This is a genomic window from Mucispirillum schaedleri ASF457 (assembly GCF_000487995.2).
Classification (GTDB): domain Bacteria; phylum Chrysiogenota; class Deferribacteres; order Deferribacterales; family Mucispirillaceae; genus Mucispirillum; species Mucispirillum schaedleri.
In genome coordinates this window covers 1,722,059-1,740,990 of sequence record NZ_CP097562.1, presented here as the reverse complement: position 1 = coordinate 1,740,990, position 18,932 = coordinate 1,722,059, and the positions used below count along the sequence as shown (strand labels likewise).

Here is an 18,932-nt window from a genome sequence, read left to right as displayed (position 1 = left end):
TTATAGGCAAGATAGGTGAATGTATATACATTCACGAAAATAATTCGCATAAATGCTCTAATTTTATCTTGGTTCTTTTGAAAAGAACGAAAGGAGGATATCACTCTATGAGTGAAGATTTTAAAAATAAAAAATTTATTTTCAGATTGTCAGAAAAAGACAGGCTCTTATTTGAAAAAAACTTTTTTCTTTCAGGTGTTAATTCAAAAGCGGAATATATCCGCAGACTTATTACTAATTATGAAGTGCCGTCAAAATTAGATGTTGCACACATTAATGAATTAAGACGGCTTGCAGGTTTGTTTGGTAAAAACACTGGTCTTTTAAAACTGCATATTTCATCTCTTGATGATATATCAAAAAAAAGAATTGATATGGTTATTAAAGATAATGAAAAACTGAAAAAAGAAATTAAAGGTATTATTTCAAATTTAAAAAATGATTTGGGCATTGTATGATAGTAAAAGCAGCAAAGTTAGATAAATCTATTAAATCATCTTTTAAAAGATTAACAGAATATATTACGCAGGAGCAGGTGCAGTCGGATATAAATATCCGTAATGTTGGTGTCTGGATAGAACCTGATGATATTTATGATATAGATGATTTAGATTTGTTCATTGAAGATATAGAATCAGTGCAGTCAATGAGTAATGCAAAATCAGATAAAACATATCATTTAATAGTTTCTTTTGGGGCAGAGGAACGACCAGATATTGAAACTTTAAAAAATATCAATAATGAGCTTATAGATAGTTTAGGATACAGTAAACACCAAAGATTAACTGTAATTCATGATGACACAGATAACCTGCATATGCATATAGCAATAAATAAAATAAACCCAGAAAAATATACAATTCATGAGCCTTTTCGTGATTATAAAATACTATCTGAAAAAGCTATGGAATTAGAAAATAAATATAATTTAAATCAAACACATTCTAATGAAAAAACAAAAGATAATAGATGTTATGTGGCTAATGATATTGACAGCAGAGCAACACAGATAAGTTTTAAAAGCTATGTAGAGAATATTGATTTATCAGATTGTAAATCATGGCAGGATTTTCATGATAAGCTGAAAGAAAATGGTGTTGAGTATAGAAAATATGGCAATGGTGCAGTATTTAAAGATTTAATAGATGATAAGATAAATATAAAGGCAAGTGCAGTCCAAAGAGAATACTCTTTAAATTCACTAGAAAAGAAGTATGGCATCTTTGAACCATCACAATCTTTAAATAATATTCAAAACTCATATCAAAGGTATCAAGATTTATCTTTAAAAAAGCAGTATGACCTTATAGATACCAGTAGAAAAATAAAATCAAAGCAGGAAAAGCAGGTTGTTAAAAATGAATACATGGATGCTGCTAAATATTCTGGTGATATAATAGATAATTTAAGCCGAATGGCTGGTGGCAGTGAGCTTGATAGAATATTAATCAAAATGAATAAAAGAGCTATGGCAAAAGCAAAACTTGAAAAATTAAGAGAAGAACGCCAGAAAGAAATAAAAAAAATAAATGATAAATACAAATATTATAATTATGATGTCTGGCTGCAGCAGCAGGCACTAACTAATGAAAAAGCAGAGCTTGCTTTAAAAAATATAAAAGAAAGCCGTATTAATTATATTAAAGGTGATTTTAAAGGACTTAAAAACAGTGCTTTAAAAATAACCAAGAACGGCACTTATATTTTAAATAATAAGCTGAAAGCTACAAATATATCTATTTTTCTAACACCAAAATATAATAATATCAAAAAAGCTGTTGAAATATTAAAAGATAATAATATTAAACCAGATACATTAAATGGCACAGATGAGTTTAAAGCAAAAATAATTGATATAATAGCAGCAAATGATTTAGATATTACATTTCAAGATAATAATATAAATCAAAAAATTTCAGCGGCTAAAATTTTAAAGCAGGATAATCTTATTTCATATGTCAATGAAAGAAACAGTAAAATAATAAGTTTTGCCAAATTTGACGGTAAAGAACAGGAATATATTTATCAAGGCTATTTTAAATATAATGATAAATTCTTATTAAAATTTAAGTCAAATACAAGTAATACCGTATATATTAAAGAACCAATAAAAGAAGATTATATTTTATTAAAGCAGTATAAAAAAGGCGATACTGTATATGTTAATACTCCGATAAAAGACAGTTATGATATAGAATGTTTTGTTAATGAGAAAGAAAAAACTAGAATAACATTTAAAGAACTTTCAAGCCCTGATAATTTCTATAAAAGAATATCCACTAAAGAACATAATGGTCAAAAATTATATTTATACAAAAAAGATAATGATAACAGTATTTATGTCTCAACAACATATCATATTAAAGAAAAAGAACAGAATAAAGAAAATATAAATAATAAAAATAAAGGATTAGAGAGGTAATGTATGAAAACGATTACAGGCTTATTTGTATTTTTTGGTTCAATTATTTTATATTTTCAAGCGGTTACAATATATATTGTCTACCAGCTGAAAGGAATAATTGAATACAATCATTTTTGGAAATCTATTGAATGGCTTTTTAAAACATATGGAAGTGCAGGTTATGATTTAGTAAATAAATCATTTTTTTACATGCTGCCAGTGCTGTGTTTTGGTGTAATATTGACAGCGTTAATCATAAATCGTGGCAAATCAAAAGCTAATAAGGCACTGCATGGAACAGCCAGATGGGCAGATATTAATGATATAAAACAGATGGGTTTATTATCAGATGAAGGTGTAATTGTAGGTGCTTTTGAAAAAAAGAGATTTTTAAGAAAACCAAAAAAATATACTTTAATACATAATGGACCAGAGCATATTTTAACCTATGCTCCTACTAGAAGTGGTAAAGGTGTCGGCTTAATTGTTCCGTCTTTAGTTAATTGGAAGCATTCGCTGGTTGCAACAGATATAAAAGGAGAGTTATGGCATATGACAGCAGGATTTAGAAAAAGTGGTTTGAATAATAAAGTTCTTAAATTTGAGCCAGCAGTAAAAGATTCTGTAAAATGGAATCCATTATTGGAAATCAGAAAGGGAGATAATGAAGTATCAGATGCTCAAAGTATAGCACTTTTAATTGTAGACCCTATGGGTAAAGGACTTGATGACCACTGGGTAAAAACAGCTTACTCACTTTTAACTGGCTGCATACTTTATCTCATTAATGACAAAGAAAAACAAGAAAAAGGGCAGGTCAGTCTTTCATATCTTGATAAAATGTTATCAGACCCTGAACTGCCGTTGCAAAGTCTGTGGGAAGCTATGAGTAAATCTGATAATCAAGTAGCTAGACAGGTAGGACAGGATATGAAAGATAAACCAGAAAATGAAGCAGGAAGTATAGTATCAACAGCAAAATCAGAGCTGGCACTATATAGAGACCCAATAGTTGCCAAAAATACAAATACTTCTGATTTTTATGTCTATGATATTATGAATAGCGATACACCAGTATCTTTATATATTGTAGTGCAGCCATCAGACCAAACAAGGATAAGTCCACTATTTAGACTATTAGTCAATATGCTTATAAGAAAAAATGTATCAGAATTTAGATTTTTTCAAAGTGATAATTTTAAAGATTATTCTGTTATTGAAAAAGCAGGTAGATTTTTACAGGGTAAAGATACTAAACGATATAATGCTATTCGTGGAGCTGGTAACTATAAACATAGAATGCTTTTAATGCTTGATGAATTTCCATCTTTGGGGAAGATGGATGAAGTGCAAAAAGCGTTAGCATATATGGCAGGCTATGGCATAAAGGCTTATTTAATTGTGCAGGATTTATCACAGTTGCAGGATAAATATGGTAAAAATGAAAGTATAACTTCTAACTGTCATATACAAAATGCTTATGCACCTAATAGATATGAAACTGCACAATATTTATCTAATGCAACTGGTGAAGCTACCATTGTTGATGAAAATATATCTATATCATCTAGTGGTGGTTTATTAAGTAATAAAAATTATTCTAAAAGCTACCAGCATACAAAAAGAAATCTTTTGACACCTGATGAATGTATGAGATTGAGAGGAGCAGATAAAAATGCCAAAGGTGAAATCACAAGAGCAGGTGAAATGTTGATATTTGTTGCTGGTTATCCTGCAATTAAAGGTGTGCAGGCTTTATATTTTCAAGACCCAGCATTTTCTTATCGTGCTAGTATTCCAGCACCAAAAGAGTCCGATAAAATAGGAGTGTTTGAAAAACTTAAACCAAAAAGTATTAAAAAAGAATAAGTGCAGGAGCAGGAAAATGAAAAAATATCAGATACTGATAAGGCTGATTAAATATCTTTTATTTATTGGAGTATTAATATTAATTTTAAATACAGTTTTCTCTTTTTTTACAATAAATTACTCACATTCTTTTCCAACAGGACTTTATTTCAACAGGAATTTTGAAGATATAGAACAGGGAAAGCTATACATTTTCTGCCCTGAATATGATGAAAAAATGAAGTTTGCAGAGCAAAATGGTTTCTGGGGTAATATTAGTAAATCTTGTGGTAAGACACCAAAATATTTAAAAAAAGCATTAGGATTGCCGTTTGATAAAATACTTATTACAGATGATGGTGTATTTGTTAATAATGAATTAATAGCAAATACTAAAATTATTTTAAAAAATAAAGCATATAATAAAAATAAAGAGTTTATTCTGAAATCTGATGAATACTTTATGCTATCAGACTATAATAAACATTCTTATGACAGCAGGTATTTTGGAATAATAAAAAAATATCAAGTAAAAAAAGAAGTTGTGCCACTAATTATATTCAAATAAATCTATCAATTTATAGTTCAGTCTGTATTTGTATAAATAATTAAATGAATAAAGCTGCTAAAAATTTTAGCGGCTAAAATTTACGGAGTTGAACTATGAAGCTAATAATTGCAGAAAAGCCAGCACTAGCGGAAGCAATAAAAGAGGCTATTGGCACAGATTTTCAGAAGAAAGACAGCTATTATGAAAACAAGGAATATTATATTTCTTGGTGTATTGGTCATCTTTTAGAAGTAATGCTTCCAGATGAAAACAGTAAATGGAGTTTTGATAATCTGCCATTAAAACATAAAGGCTGGAATTTTCAAATTAAAGAAAACACTAAAAAGCAGTATAATATAGTTAAGACATTAATAGATATGTCAGATACTATCATTCATGCAGGCGACCCAGATGAAGAAGGTCAATTAATAGTAGACAGCATTCTTTATAAAGAGAATATTATTGATTTAAAAGGCAATTCTAAAAAGACTATCAAAAGACTTCTTGTAAATGATTTTAATACTAAAAGCATTAAAAAAGAATTATCTAATTTAAAAGATAATAATGAATATCTTAATTTATCATATATGGCTCTTGCAAGAACATTAGCAGATAAAACATTTGGTTACAATTTAACAAGAGGATATACTCTTAAAAATCAAGAAGCTGGCAATAATAATGTAATATCTATTGGCAGAGTTCAGACACCTATGCTTGCACTGATTGTCCGTAGAGAGCAGGAAATAAAAAATCATGTAAAATCATATTATTATACAATAAAAGGCAGCACTGCAATTGCTGGCAGCAGTCTTGATTTTATATATCAGACAAAAGCTGAAGAAATAGATGAAACTAAAAAAATTACATCAGAAGAAACTGCTAATACCATAATAAATCGTTTAAATGACAATAAAAGTAAAGCAGTTGTATTTAAGTATGAAACAAAGGAAGAAATAGATACCGTTCCACTTCCATATAACTTGCTAGATTTACAGGTAGACTGTTCTAAACTTTACAATATGAAAGCAGATAAGGTAATGTCTGTTACTCAGGATTTAAGGGAAAAACATAAAGCAATAACATACAACCGTTCAGACTGTAACTATCTGCTTGATGAAACTTATGAGCAATCACCAGCTATAATTGCCTGCCTGCAAGATATTAACGATGAAAAACTACAAAATATAGTAAATAATGCAAATATAGATATAAAATCAAAAGCATTTAATTCATCAAAAACAACAGCACACACTGCTATTATTCCAACAGAAACAAAACTGGATTTTTCTGCATTTTCAGATGATGAAAAGAAAGTATTTTTATTAATAGCCAATCGTTTTGTTATGCAGTTTTTACCACCAGCAAAATATTTAAAGCATACAATTACAATTAAAATTAATGATGATTATTTAATTAATAATCACAGGCAGCTGTTAGATGCAGGCTGGAAAGGAATATTATCAGAAAAAGAAGAAGATGAAACAGTATCAGGTAATTTTGATTACAGCAAAATCTATGAAGAAAAACCAGTAGAGAAAATAGACTTTATTTCTTTAAAAGAAGAAACAAAGCCTAAAAAGTTATACACAACTGACAGCTTTTTAAATGATTTAAAAAGAGTAGCTGTTTACTGCAAAAATGAAAAAACAAAACAGTTTTTAAAAGAAAAAGATAAAGACAAGGCTGGTGAAAGCGGTGGTATAGGCACACCTGCTACAAGGTCAGCGATCATTAAAACATTATATGACAGGGGCTATATTAAAGATGACAAGAAAAATATAGTATCTACTGATTTAGGTAAAGAGCTTATATCACTTTTATCAGATGAAATCACTTATCCAGATATGACAGCCTTATGGCATGAAGATATAAAAGAAATTAATACAAATATGTCAAAACTTGATGACTTTATTAACTCTATAACAGAGTTTTCAAGTAAAGAAATAGATAAAATAACATCAAGCGAAGCAGTATTTAAAAGCAATGCTCAAAAATGCCCTAACTGCGATACTGGCTATCTTGTTAAAAGAAAAGGTAAAGATAAAAGCAGTTATTTCTGGGGCTGCTCTACTTATCCAGAATGTAAAGTATCTTATCAAGATAATAATGGTGAACCTGATGTATATTTAAGTGTGTCTTGTCCAGTATGCGAAAAAGGTGAGCTTTTAAAATTCAGAGGCAAATATGGTGCTTACTGGAAATGTAAAAATCCAGAATGCAGCAAAACATTTAATGATGATAAAGGTAAACCAGATTTAACTATTAGGGAAAAAGCTGTTCCATCAGAGCAGTATCGCTGTTTAGAGTGCAACTCCAAACTTGTTAGAAGAAATGGAAAAAATGGCTGGTTTTGGGGCTGTTCTGCTTATCCGAAATGCAAAACAATCTACCAAGATAATAATGGCGAACCAATATACAATAAAGAATTAGCAAAAAAGGATTAATAATTTTAGCGGCTAAAATTATAAAAAAATAAATGAGGTGAAATTATGAATGAAATTTTGGAACAAAAACTAATAGATTTAGACATCCCGGGAGCAGTGGTAGAACTTACCCCTGATGAAGCTGATATTTTAGGCTTGCAAGTTGAAACAGCAGTATCAGAAGAATATGCATTAAATGCAAGGTTTGACGAGGTGGAAGATGAGTAAAACAAACAAATACTATGAGCTGGCAAATAAATTTGCTGACCTGATAGAAAAAAATGAAGCCCCATGGCAAAAATCGTGGAGCAGTAATGGATTTTTACCATTTAATATAAAAACTGGTAAAGAATATAACGGAATGAATATGTTGAACTTAATAGATATTGCAACAGATAGAGGTTATGAAGATGCCAGATGGCTTACTTTTTTACAGGCTGCGGAACAGAATGCAAAAGTTAGAGCTGGTGAAAAAGGAACACCTATCATGTATCTACAGACTACTGAAACAAGAAAAGAAATAGATAAAGAAACAGGCGAAGAAATTGTGGTTACAGAGAAACTTGAAAAACCAAGAGCTGTATGGAGTGTGGTATTTAATGCGGAGCAGTGCGAAGGACTGCCAGCTTATGAGCCTAAAAAAATAGATTTTAACCCTATTGAAAAAGCTGAAGAAATTTTAAATAATTCTGGAGCTAAAATTAAGCATAAAGCACAAGACAGAGCCTATTACAGCCCTGTAACAGATACAATTACTCTTCCTTTAAAAGAGCAGTTTGTAAACAGTGAAGAATATTATAGAACTGCTTTACACGAACTTGGACACTGGACAGGTCATTCAAGCAGAAATAATCGTAATATGTCTGGCACATTTGGCACAGAAAGCTATGCAAAAGAAGAACTTGTCGCTGAAATTACTTCCTTTCTTGTAGGCACTCAATGCGGTTTAGGTCATGAGCCAGACAAGAATAATATTGCTTATTTAAAATCGTGGGCAAAAGCAATAAGAGATGAACCATCATTTTTATATAACGCAGTAAAAGAAGCTGATAAGGCAGCTAAACTTATTTTAGGAAATGAATTAATATTAGAAAATGACAAAGAAAAAGGCTTTTTCAAAGATTTAGTTATAAATTTTGCATGGTCTGAAATGGATTTTGGAATCAAAGAAGATACTATATTAAGAGGTGAAGAGGCTTATAAATTTTTAGACAAATTAGTAAAGTCAGATATTGAGCAAAATAAAATTCAAGAAAGGAAATTGAGTGGGGAAGATATTGATGGAGATTACTATTATAAAACTAGATTTGCATTCAGTTATAAAGAATATGATACAGGGAGAATTAGAATTGATATAGGCGATTATGAATTTGGAGGAAAAGAAAAAGTTTCTGATGCTTTAGAATATATCAAAATGGTACCTAATGATGAGTTGCTAGACTTTAAAAAAGAAGAAGATAGATATTTAGAGTATCTGCAACAAGTAAATACTAATGAGCAGACTATGGAAAAAGAAACACCAGAAATAAATGTAGATAAAAATAACTCTGTTACTTATATAAATGTCCCAAAAGCTGAAAAAGATGAAGCTAAATCACTTGGTGCAAAATGGGATAGAAATAATATGTGTTGGTTTGTGCCTGCTGATGTAAATATCTCTTTATTTGAAAAATGGGAAAAAGTTAATGAACAAGATTTAGCTTCTAGAAAAGAGCAAATGCAGCAAAATAAAATAGCATATAAGCAGGAAAAAAAATATATCCTTGCTGTGCCGTATGATGAAAAAGACCAGGCAAAAACTCTTGGTGCTGAATGGGATAAAGATGGCAAATTTTGGTATTGCAAGAATGAAGAAAAAGAAAAATTTTTTAAATGGGATATAAAAAATATTGATAATAAAGTTCAGTATGATATGCCTTTAAATATTGAAGAAGAATTTTTAGACCGCATAAAATCTGCTGGTGTATTAGAAAATACTGTTATTGCAGATGGTCAAAAGCATAGAATAGCAGTTGACGGTGATAAAGATAAAGAACAGTCAGGTTTTTATGTGCTTCACGCTGATGGTGTAGCAAATGGTTATTTTATGAATAACCGCACGGGAGAAGAAATCAAATGGAATTCAAAAGAGTATGGTATCTCGCAGGAAGAAAAGGCAGAAATGAAAGCATTGTATCAGGCTAAAAAAGCAGAAAGAGAGCAGCAGGATAAAATATTAACTGAAAAGGCAGAAAAAGCAATATATGCTAAATTTATGAATAAAGAAGCTGTATCAGAACATACTTATTTATCTAATAAAATGATAGAGCCAACAAAAAATATATATGCTGGTCAGGATAGCACTATCACGATTCCACTTTTTAATATAGATGGCAGATTAAAATCAGCACAATATATTGATGAGAATGGCGAAAAAAGATTTGCTAAAAATACAAATAAAGTTGGTGCATTTCATATTGTAGATGGTAATATATCTGATTTAAAATCTGCTAAATCAATCATTATTACAGAGGGTTATGCTACTGCTGCAAGTATTAATGAAGCAGTGAAAGAACCAGAATTAAAAGTTATAGCTGCAATGAGTGCAAATAATCTTGAACATACTGTCAAAGCAATTACTAATAAATATCCAGAAATGAATATAATAATTGCAGCTGATAATGATTTAACTAATAAAGTTGGTAATATTGGTTTAAATGCTGCTAATGCTGTATGTGATAAATACAAAAATGTTACTGTAACAGTTCCAAAAATCAATGGTAAAGAAGTTGCTGGTGATTTTAATGATATTGTTTCTAAATATGGGCTGTCTCGTGATGAAGCATTAAAAAATATTCAGAAATCTTTGCAGCCTGTTTTGAAGCTGGATAAAACACAAAAGCAGGAAAAGGAAAAAAACCAGATAGTTGTAAAAGATAATTCAAAAGGCAGAGTAAGAACTACAAAAGAAGGAAAAATTATTACAGTAGAGACTTTTCATTCCTTATAATCAGATAATGCTTAAATTTTAATCAAATAGTATATTTATTTGATATATAAAAAATATTTGCTGCATAACTTGTGGATAATTATGCAGCAGTGCTTAAATAAATTTTCTTGTATAATATTCTTAAAAATGGTATATTTGTATATACATTATAAGAAACAAATTTTAATTTTGGAGGCACAATATGGATTACAAAAGAGGCACAAGAATTGTTATGGATGAAGATAAAATCAGAAGAGAAGGGAAATATGATTTAGATAAAGTTTATCAAAATATTGATGAGCTGGCAGAATATGCTGGTCTTATTAAAAAAAATAAATATACCTATATTTGTCAAGGTAATGAAAAAGATTTAGCAGCTCTTGCTATATTTAATTTTCATAAGTTAGTTGAAGCAGAATGGTTTACAAAAAATGTAAAAGAGTGGACTTGGATAAATAAAGAAGAAGGTGATGAAAATTTAATAGAACATTTTAAAAATGAAAATGAAGGTGTTTGGGTTTAATAAATGAGAAAAAAAGAAACAAAAAGAGCAATTAATTTTGATTTAGATACAAAAGAATTACTTAAACATTTTAAAAATACTCATCAAGCATATTCTGCAATAAAAGTATTTATGGAAGATAATGGATTTGAACACAGACAGTATTCTGGATATGTTTCAAGAGAACCTATATCAGAGTTCTCTGCAATAAGTGTAACCGAAAAATTAAATCAGAAATTTAAATGGTTGAAAGATTGTATTCAAAAATATGATGTTACTGAAATTGGTGCAACTTATGATTTAAAATATATTTTTGATGATGCGAAAAAACAGGAAAAGGAAATTAATAAAAACAAAGGACTTGAAAGATAATTTTTATAATATTTTAAAGTTTTCTCTTGCATTCCCCCCCCCGAATAATGTATATACAAATTACAGCTAAAATTTTAGCGGCTGAAATTTTATCAATTAGTATATAATCATAAGTTATTAAAGGGGGTATTTTTAAATGAAAAAATTGTTATTTTTATTATTTGGTGTTATATTTGTAGTAGTTGGCTGTTCTGATGAAAGCGGAAGTAATGGCGATGGAGTTACTGAAACCTGTCCTATAACATCAGCTGATTTTACTTATGAAAGAGTGAAACAAAATCAGTATAAAATAAAGTTAAATGATGAAAGCAAAAGACAGTATGCTGGTAGTATAAGGTGGCAATCATTAAGAGAACCAAATATAAAATCTGACAATCTAGAACCATTATTAGAATTTAATAAAAATTCAGTTTCAGGTGAAAAAGATATAGTTTTTTATTATAATAATATGCAATGTGGTGAAAAAATTGTTTTAAAACCAGTTCCAGAAAATCTAAATCAAAATTGTGATATGTTACTAATAGATTACTTTCAAGATTATTTATTTATGGATGCAGAATCTTATTTTTTTATCAAATTACAAAACATTGATAATAATGTAAAATACAAAATAGTACTCGCAAATAATATGGAATTACAAAATTATAAACAATCAACTTATCAAAAAGGGTCTATAGAGTTTAATATAATATCTGCAAATATTACTAATTTAATGCAAGAGTATCTAGGTCAAAGAATTTTTGGAGATTTAATAATAGATTATCCAGATGATTCGCAATGCATAAAAGAAATATGTTTTAATAGAATGTATGGTACAGGAGGCTGGTAAAAACCAGCCTCCTGTTTTTAATTATCAAAATTACTTACACATTCATAGTCTATATTAGTTGTTCCTTTTTTGCATATAGTAGTCTTAATTGTTTGACTATTATAATTACCCCAACAACCACCTTGTATTTCTTTTCCGTTACTATACCATACATTATTTGTCCCTTTTACGCCCTGACATTCACAACTACCACTTGCATTAAATTCATTTGTTATAGTGAAATCATCTTGATTAAATAAATGAAAATTATTATCAAAATAACCCCTATAAAAATAATAATAAATATTACCGCATTTATTAGCTCCGCCTGTTTGATAACTGCTTTTCCAAATTCTACCACTTGCAACTGGTTTTACCATAGCTAATGCTTCAGTTTCAGCATACATTTTTTCATTTCCACTTTGTGTAGAAAGAAATGTTATTTTAACAGGATAAACACCAGCTTTCTTATATCTATGTGTTTGTTTTTCTCTGTCTAATGTATTATAAGGTTGTGAACCATCACCAAAATCCCATTTTATTCTAACATTAGTATAAAAATTAGTATCATATGTAGGGGTGCAGGTTGTTAATAACGCATTTTCCGCAGTGTCTTCAACTGGTTGTGTATAACAGCTGATGTATGGTTCTTTACCTACTGTTTTCAATGAAATTCTATCCTGTTTTGTTATATTTGTATTTTCAATTGTAGCAATTAAAGTTAATGGATATTCTGCCAAACTATCTACTTTAAATCTTTGATTTGCTCCATTGTATGACTGCCCGTTAAATACCCATTCGTATTCTATTTTACCACCACCGCCACCAGCAATTGTTGGAAATGTGCCGTTATCATTAGGTGAGCAAATAAATTCATTCGTGACATAACCATTATTTACACAGTTTATTCCTACATTTTTTATACTAGGTTTTATAACATAAATTTCATATAAGTCCCTAACTTTCACATTTAATCTTGGTATGCTGGCAGTAACATATACTTCTTCTTTTATCTGTCCTGGTGTGCCTGCTTCTATATCAGCCCAGTATGACATATCCCTTTCAACTATTCTTCCACTTTTTATTGTGCCATCATTAAATTCCCATTTATATTCTATTTCATCTTCAAATTCACTATCAGCAACTACATTATACTGAACAATATTTCCTGCTTTATATGATGGTTTACCACTTGGCTTAATATTTTTAATTGCTGGCGTTTCTAATGTAAATGTTTTAGTAAGTGTTTTCTGTGTCTGCTGTGCTGTTCGTAGTGTTACATATACTGTTTTTTCGCCATAGCTTTCATATCTGTAATTTACTCTTAAACCTGATGCAGTGTTGCCGTCACTAAATTCCCACCTAAAACTATCCTGCTGGCTCATATCTTCACTTTCACCATCTTTATTTTCTATTGTAAAATATACTTTTAATGGGTCATTAGGGTCTACTGTATAGGTTATCTCATAATGCTTAAATATTGGCTGTTCTACTTCAATTGTTTTCACTAATTCTTTTACTGTCCCAGTTTCCTTTATTGTAGCTTTAACTTTTACAGCATATGAGGCATAATTTGAATAAATATTCTGCACTTCTTCATCATAAGCATATTTTCCATCACCAAATGACCATTCATATGCTAGTGTTCCCCAGCTTGATTCTGCTATTGGCTTAAAATGATACAAAAATGGGTTGTAATCGTCTTGAACTGCATATATATCCAATCGTGTAATACTAGGGGCTGCAACTTTTACAAATTGTTTGCTTACACTTGATACTTTTTCATATTCTGAAATAGTAGCTTTTAATGATACTTCATAATCACCAAAATATTCAAAACCATACTGAACATTATCACCACTTGTAGTCATACCGTCGCCAAAGTCCCAATCATATTCTATGTTACCATAATCTGTATTAGATACTGCTCGGAAATTGTAGAGTCTTGGGTTCTTTTTATCCGGTGTAACTTCAAAGTCTAAACCAGTGATTTTTGGAATAACTACTTCAATCTCTTTTACTATACTTGTTTCAATATTGCTCTTTTCAATTGTAGCTGTAAGTATTACAGTAAATTTACCAAAATCACCAAACTCATGAGTTATTTCTTTACCTGTGCCAACTGAACCATCTCCAAATTGCCATTGATACTCAAAATCACCATAATCACTTTTACCTTTTGCATTAAAATGAACTATACGGCGGTCGTTAGCATCTAAATAATGCTCAAAATCCACACTGTCTGTTCCTTTATCACAAGCATACATAAAAGCTGTTATGACTACTGCTAAACTTAAAATAATCAATTTAGGAATAGTTTTAAGTTGATATTGTTTTAAGTTTTTAAAAAATAATTTCATTTATTCCTCCTTACTGTATTTCTGAATATAGATACAGTTTAAAATTATTTTTTTGTAAAAAATCACTCCAGTATTTAGAGTGAAAAACTATTTTTTTCTTATAAATTTCATTATATTTTGGTGTTTTTGAGTGATACATTGCAAGTCTTGTAAGCAGGTCGCCTTTGTCAAATTTAATATGTTCTTTAAGTTTATAAGCTGCTACTTGAAATGAAAAACAATCTCTTTTTAGAAAATCCGTATAAGATATATTAAGATTTAATTTACTATTTAAATCTTTTATATAATCCGAATTGATTTGCATAACTCCATAATCATAAGTATTGTTTGTGTTTTTGCTTATTGTATCTATATTGCCATTTTCAATAGATGATATTGCAAGTAATACATCAACAGGGACATTATATTTTATGCTTGCCTGCACGGCACAATCTATCCGCTCTTTAACAGTAAATTCATTATTTACTGGAAAATCTTTTGCATAAATAGAGCTGGAATTTAACAAGCATAATATTATTATATAAATTATTATTTTATTCACTTATATCTCCTTTAACTAGATTTATCGTTATTAGGTTTATCATTTGTTTTTGGTGTATCATCATTTGCTGCATTACTGTTTCCGCTTTGGTCTTGATTATTATTAGGCACAGTGTCAGACATTTCTTTTGAATTACCAAATACATTACTTAATTTTTTTGATACACTTCCAAACGCATCAGCACCAGCAGCAACTGCTTTGCCACCATAATAAGCTCCACCACTTGCATTTTTTTGCTTATTGAACATAGGATTTAATGAAGTATCTTCTCCTCTTGATTCTGCTTCTTTTTTCTTTTGTCCTATCTCTTTATTTTTCTTATAGTCTTTGTATCCAGCATGAGCATTTTTTGCCCCTCTGAATGTAGAATTGACGGCATTAGCTGTTTTTTGTGCAATATTAGTGGCAAGTGCTACACCACCCATTAATGTTAAACCAGACATATTGCCCCATGCAGATGATACAAGGTTTGATACAGCATCAGGAATTTTTAAAGATAATAATGTTAGAAAAAATACTGTTAAAAAGGCTACTAAATCATAATATATAATTAAATCACCTAATACAGCTTTACCACTATTTAGATTGAAATTTTTTGTAACAGAATCTATAATTCCAACTGTTATTGTCATAATAAGAATAATGGTTAATATTTTTAATGATATTCCAAGAACAGCTTTAAAAAAATTTACAGCACTTTCTCTTGTATAGTCCATACCACCAAGAGCCAGCACAAAGAACCCTGCATATATCATTATAGCAGCTGCTATTTCTTCTATTACAAGATTAGCTGACATAATCATTAAAAATACAAGAGTTAAAACAGACATTACAAAATGGATAAATTTAATTTCCCAGTCATGCCAGCTTATATGTTCCCCAGCTTTTAATAAATCAAAACCAAGTGCTATAAGTTTATTATATTTTGGTCTTCCACCAGCGGCATCAGTTGCCAGTTGTGTAAAGCCTGTTGTGATTGATTGAGCTAATGCTACACCGTTATCAAGCAGATAATAAAAAAATCCAGTTGTAATAATAAATTTTACTATAAATGAAATACTTTCTTTTGCATCTATTTCACCTTTACTCATTACATCTAAAATGAATTTTGATATAAAACTTATCCCAGCTAGAATATAAAAAAGATTTAATGCAACCTTTTTTATATGTGCCATCCATTTTTCTGAATGTTCTGCTATTTGTTGTTTAACATCTTCTATGTAATCAAATTTAAATTGTATTTCATTAATATCTTTTGCAAATACATCACTAGACAAAATAAAAAATAATAATAAAGGTATGAAAATATATAGATATTTTTTCATAAAATACCTTTTTATCTAAAACCTGTAGGTTTCATAATATCCAGAAATAACAGCCTGTTATCAGTTGGCATATTGATATTTACTTTATTATGCTGGTTATTTAGCATAGCATCTGTTCTTCTATGCTTTTCTATTTCAATCATATTCATAGCATTGTATGCATCAAGAAAAGTATCAAACTTTGCAGTTAATTCTACAATAGCAGAATTTAATGTATGCAAATACTCGTTACTTGCTCCAATAGCTTTTAATTGACCATCTGCCTGTTCGCTGTTCTTTGATACTTTTTCAATAATGCTAAGCCTTTTTTTATATTCATCTGATAATTCATTAAATCTATTTACAAAGTTCCTGCTTACCTCTGCTGCATTTTTTAGAGCCAGCTCTCTATTAGCTCTCATTTTTGCATTTTCTTCTGGTGAACAGCCACCAAATTTAAAACATGGACTTGTTGCATATGTATCAGGGTCTAAAAGCGAAGCAAAATGCTCTTCCCATACAGCCTTATCTCCATACTTTTTATACTGCTCTTTATACTTATTAATATTTTTATCAAAGTTTTTAACTTCATTAAAAACCCAAAAATAAGGTGCTGCCATATTTTTTGCCATCATCTTGTATTCGTCCATTAAAAGCTTATACTGCTTAACTGCTTCTGTAATAGATTGCATTGTATTGACACCAGTCAAAATATTATGTGGCAGATTAGCTACATCTTCGGTAAGCATAACAGCATCGCTTTTAGAAACCATAATAAATGACATTACTACAATAAAACATATTAACTTTTTCATATTTCTTCTCCTATTTAATATATACAGTATTCAACTGAACCTTTATTATTTCATTTCCATATTTGTTTATATTTTCTAGATAATAGAATTTTAGCAGCTAAAATTTTTATTCAATATATTCTGGTAAAACAAAATCTTTTGTAATCATTATATTAAAAAGATAACCAGACCTGATTGTTATATCAGGGGCTAAATTTAAATTTTTCTGTATCATCTGTGATAATGTTTCACCTAATGACTGACCAACACTTTCACTTAAAGAGCTTGTTGCATTTCTGCCAATAACTGGGATAAACTGATTAATTAAATCAGGGCTTTGTGTCATATTCACACCAGCAAGCACAAAACTGAACAATAAAGCATTACCAAACATTTTCCAAAAGTGGCTGTCATATTTATCCTTAAATCCTGATGTACCAGCCATATCAGCTCCTGGCATATTTCCTAAATCAATGGATGAACCATTAGGAAATACAAGCCGTTTCCAGCTTACAAAAATCCTCTTTGCTCCAAATTGAACATCTGATTGATAATCTCCTATTAATTTTGTCCCTTGTGGAATTAAAAGCATATCTCCTGTTGCCGTATCAAACACTGACTGCCTTACTTGTCCAATAACCATACCTTTTAATGCACTTTCTATTTCTGTCAGCAGTGTAGCAGGTATAACAAAACCAGTTTTTATTTCTCCCTGCCTTGCTTTTTTGATTTGTGCATTTAATGTAAAGCCGTCATCAATATCTAAAACATCTTTTGGTTTACTTTCTTGTTCCTGTCTCATAGTATTTGCATATTCCATAGCAGTTTTTAGATTATCAGCATATGATGGCATGGATACTTCCTGCTCGTTTTGAACTTTTTTATTTTCATCACTTTTATCAACAACTTTTGTAGGACTTTTTAGAGCATCTTGTAATTCTTGATATTTTGCCTGAGCTTCTGCAAGCTGTGCTTCCTTCATTGCCTGTTTTTGCTCTGGTGTTAAATATGCTGTCCGCATAATATTATCTGGCTTTAAGCCACTTGGATATTGTTCATCACTTCCAGCAACACCATAAGCATATGTGTTTTTATCAAGTAATATTAATACAGGTAGTGCTGGGGTATCTTTTGCTATATCTGTTTTTTCTTCAAGTAATGATAATATTTCATCAGCCTTTTTTTCATCTTCTACACTAAGTCCTGCTTCTTTTAAAAAATCAGTTTCTAAATATTCACTATTTTCTGAATTACTACTTGATTTTGAATATTGAAAAGCTGGGTCTTGTGCAAATATCTTTTCATATTCTTCTTTTTTTAAATTTTTAGGTTTATTACTACCATCATTTTCGTCATATCCTAAAAGGTCAGCTTGATTTTTTACAAATTTATCATCATATTCTTCTGTTTCTTCTACTTTTAATTCTGTTGTTTGAATTTCACCTTTTGTCCTTTTATCAGCATTTAAAATTACAAGTAATGTTAAACCAAACACTATTAATAAAAACAATATGATTGCTATTTTTGGAGTATTAGTTAATTTCTTTACACTAATAGCATTTAAGACCTGCTTGATACGACCATCTAAATAAGCCATCTTATTCTCCTAAACATACCCAGTCTGATTTAAATAATAATTCACTACCATTATTGACTTTATACAGTTTAGAGCAGCTGTTTTTATTGATTGAAAATGTATACCTTAATGTTTGAATAATATTTTTTTCTACTTTTGATTTATCTATCATATCTAATACATAACTGAATACATAATCACTTTCTTTTAATATTATTTCTTCTTTTGGTGTTACAAAAATAGAGTACCCAGCTATTCTGAAATGCTGCTCTAAATTATTTAGAAAAGCATTTTGTTTACTGTATACAATAAGATTTGATGTGCTTGGTGTGATATATTTTTCCATCATATCAATAGTATCTTTTGCTATGATTTCATACATTTTATTATTCAGCTTAACAGTTACTATATTTTTATCATTTACTGCTATAGCACAAGAAGATAATATAAGTAATAACATCACTAATAATATTTTTTGCATA

At 29.6% G+C, this 18,932-nt stretch carries 16 protein-coding genes; 10 read left to right on the top strand and 6 right to left on the bottom strand.

Translation table 11 applies throughout. From position 1 onward, the window contains the following. Positions 1–107: 107 nt before the first annotated feature. The 10 genes from N508_RS08160 to N508_RS08115 all read left to right on the top strand — a co-directional run bounded on the left by N508_RS08160 (position 108) and on the right by N508_RS08115 (position 11,896). Positions 108–458, top strand: a complete 351-nt coding sequence (locus N508_RS08160; RefSeq protein ID WP_023275930.1) for a plasmid mobilization protein — start codon at positions 108–110, stop codon at positions 456–458. Beyond that, the gene (gene traI, locus N508_RS08155) at positions 455–2,422 is read left to right on the top strand and encodes a TraI/MobA(P) family conjugative relaxase (RefSeq protein ID WP_023275929.1); all 1,968 of its coding nucleotides are present in this window, start codon (positions 455–457) and stop codon (positions 2,420–2,422) included. Before N508_RS08160 ends, traI begins: the two co-directional genes overlap by 4 nt. A gap of 3 nt (positions 2,423–2,425) precedes the next feature. Beyond that, positions 2,426–4,273 (top strand): type IV secretory system conjugative DNA transfer family protein, encoded by a 1,848-nt coding sequence (locus N508_RS08150; RefSeq protein WP_023275928.1) that lies wholly within the window; start codon positions 2,426–2,428, stop codon positions 4,271–4,273. Positions 4,274–4,289: 16 nt separating this feature from the next. Further along, positions 4,290–4,820, top strand: a complete 531-nt coding sequence (locus N508_RS08145) for a S26 family signal peptidase (protein ID WP_023275927.1) — start codon at positions 4,290–4,292, stop codon at positions 4,818–4,820. Between the two features lie 95 nt (positions 4,821–4,915). Beyond that, the gene (locus tag N508_RS08140) at positions 4,916–7,246 is read left to right on the top strand and encodes a DNA topoisomerase (RefSeq protein ID WP_023275926.1); all 2,331 of its coding nucleotides are present in this window, start codon (positions 4,916–4,918) and stop codon (positions 7,244–7,246) included. A 45-nt stretch (positions 7,247–7,291) separates the two neighbouring features. Then, positions 7,292–7,453, top strand: a complete 162-nt coding sequence (locus tag N508_RS08135) for a hypothetical protein (protein WP_023275925.1) — start codon at positions 7,292–7,294, stop codon at positions 7,451–7,453. Next, positions 7,446–10,214 carry a zincin-like metallopeptidase domain-containing protein gene (locus tag N508_RS08130; protein WP_023275924.1) on the top strand — a complete coding sequence of 923 codons (2,769 nt, stop codon included), beginning with the start codon at positions 7,446–7,448 and terminating at the stop codon, positions 10,212–10,214. Before N508_RS08135 ends, N508_RS08130 begins: the two co-directional genes overlap by 8 nt. Positions 10,215–10,395: 181 nt before the next feature. Beyond that, positions 10,396–10,716: a hypothetical protein gene (locus N508_RS08125; RefSeq protein ID WP_023275923.1), complete on the top strand. Its 321-nt coding sequence runs from the start codon at positions 10,396–10,398 to the stop codon at positions 10,714–10,716. A 3-nt stretch (positions 10,717–10,719) separates the two neighbouring features. Continuing rightward, positions 10,720–11,067 (top strand): VapD family protein, encoded by a 348-nt coding sequence (vapD, locus tag N508_RS08120; protein WP_023275922.1) that lies wholly within the window; start codon positions 10,720–10,722, stop codon positions 11,065–11,067. Positions 11,068–11,203: 136 nt separating this feature from the next. Further along, positions 11,204–11,896 carry a hypothetical protein gene (locus N508_RS08115; protein WP_023275921.1) on the top strand — a complete coding sequence of 231 codons (693 nt, stop codon included), beginning with the start codon at positions 11,204–11,206 and terminating at the stop codon, positions 11,894–11,896. A 17-nt stretch (positions 11,897–11,913) separates the two neighbouring features. Here N508_RS08115 and N508_RS08110 read toward each other — a convergent pair whose 3' ends face one another. From N508_RS08110 to N508_RS08085, 6 genes are all read right to left on the bottom strand, one after another. Further along, the gene (locus N508_RS08110) at positions 11,914–14,235 is read right to left on the bottom strand and encodes a PKD domain-containing protein (protein ID WP_023275920.1); all 2,322 of its coding nucleotides are present in this window, start codon (positions 14,233–14,235) and stop codon (positions 11,914–11,916) included. A gap of 10 nt (positions 14,236–14,245) precedes the next feature. Continuing rightward, entirely contained in the window at positions 14,246–14,776 is a 531-nt protein-coding gene (locus tag N508_RS08105; protein WP_023275919.1) for a transglycosylase SLT domain-containing protein, read from the bottom strand. Positions 14,777–14,787: 11 nt separating this feature from the next. Further along, on the bottom strand, positions 14,788–16,101 hold the full coding sequence (locus N508_RS08100) for a type IV secretion system protein (protein ID WP_023275918.1): 1,314 nt from the start codon (positions 16,099–16,101) through the stop codon (positions 14,788–14,790). An 11-nt stretch (positions 16,102–16,112) separates the two neighbouring features. Then, a complete protein-coding gene (locus N508_RS08095; RefSeq protein ID WP_023275917.1) occupies positions 16,113–16,895 on the bottom strand; it encodes a TrbJ/VirB5 family protein in 783 nt (260 codons plus the stop codon). A 106-nt stretch (positions 16,896–17,001) separates the two neighbouring features. Beyond that, positions 17,002–18,471 (bottom strand): TrbI/VirB10 family protein, encoded by a 1,470-nt coding sequence (locus N508_RS08090; protein ID WP_023275916.1) that lies wholly within the window; start codon positions 18,469–18,471, stop codon positions 17,002–17,004. A 1-nt stretch (position 18,472) separates the two neighbouring features. Continuing rightward, positions 18,473–18,931, bottom strand: a complete 459-nt coding sequence (locus N508_RS08085) for a hypothetical protein (RefSeq protein ID WP_023275915.1) — start codon at positions 18,929–18,931, stop codon at positions 18,473–18,475. Between the last annotated feature and the right edge of the window lies 1 nt (position 18,932).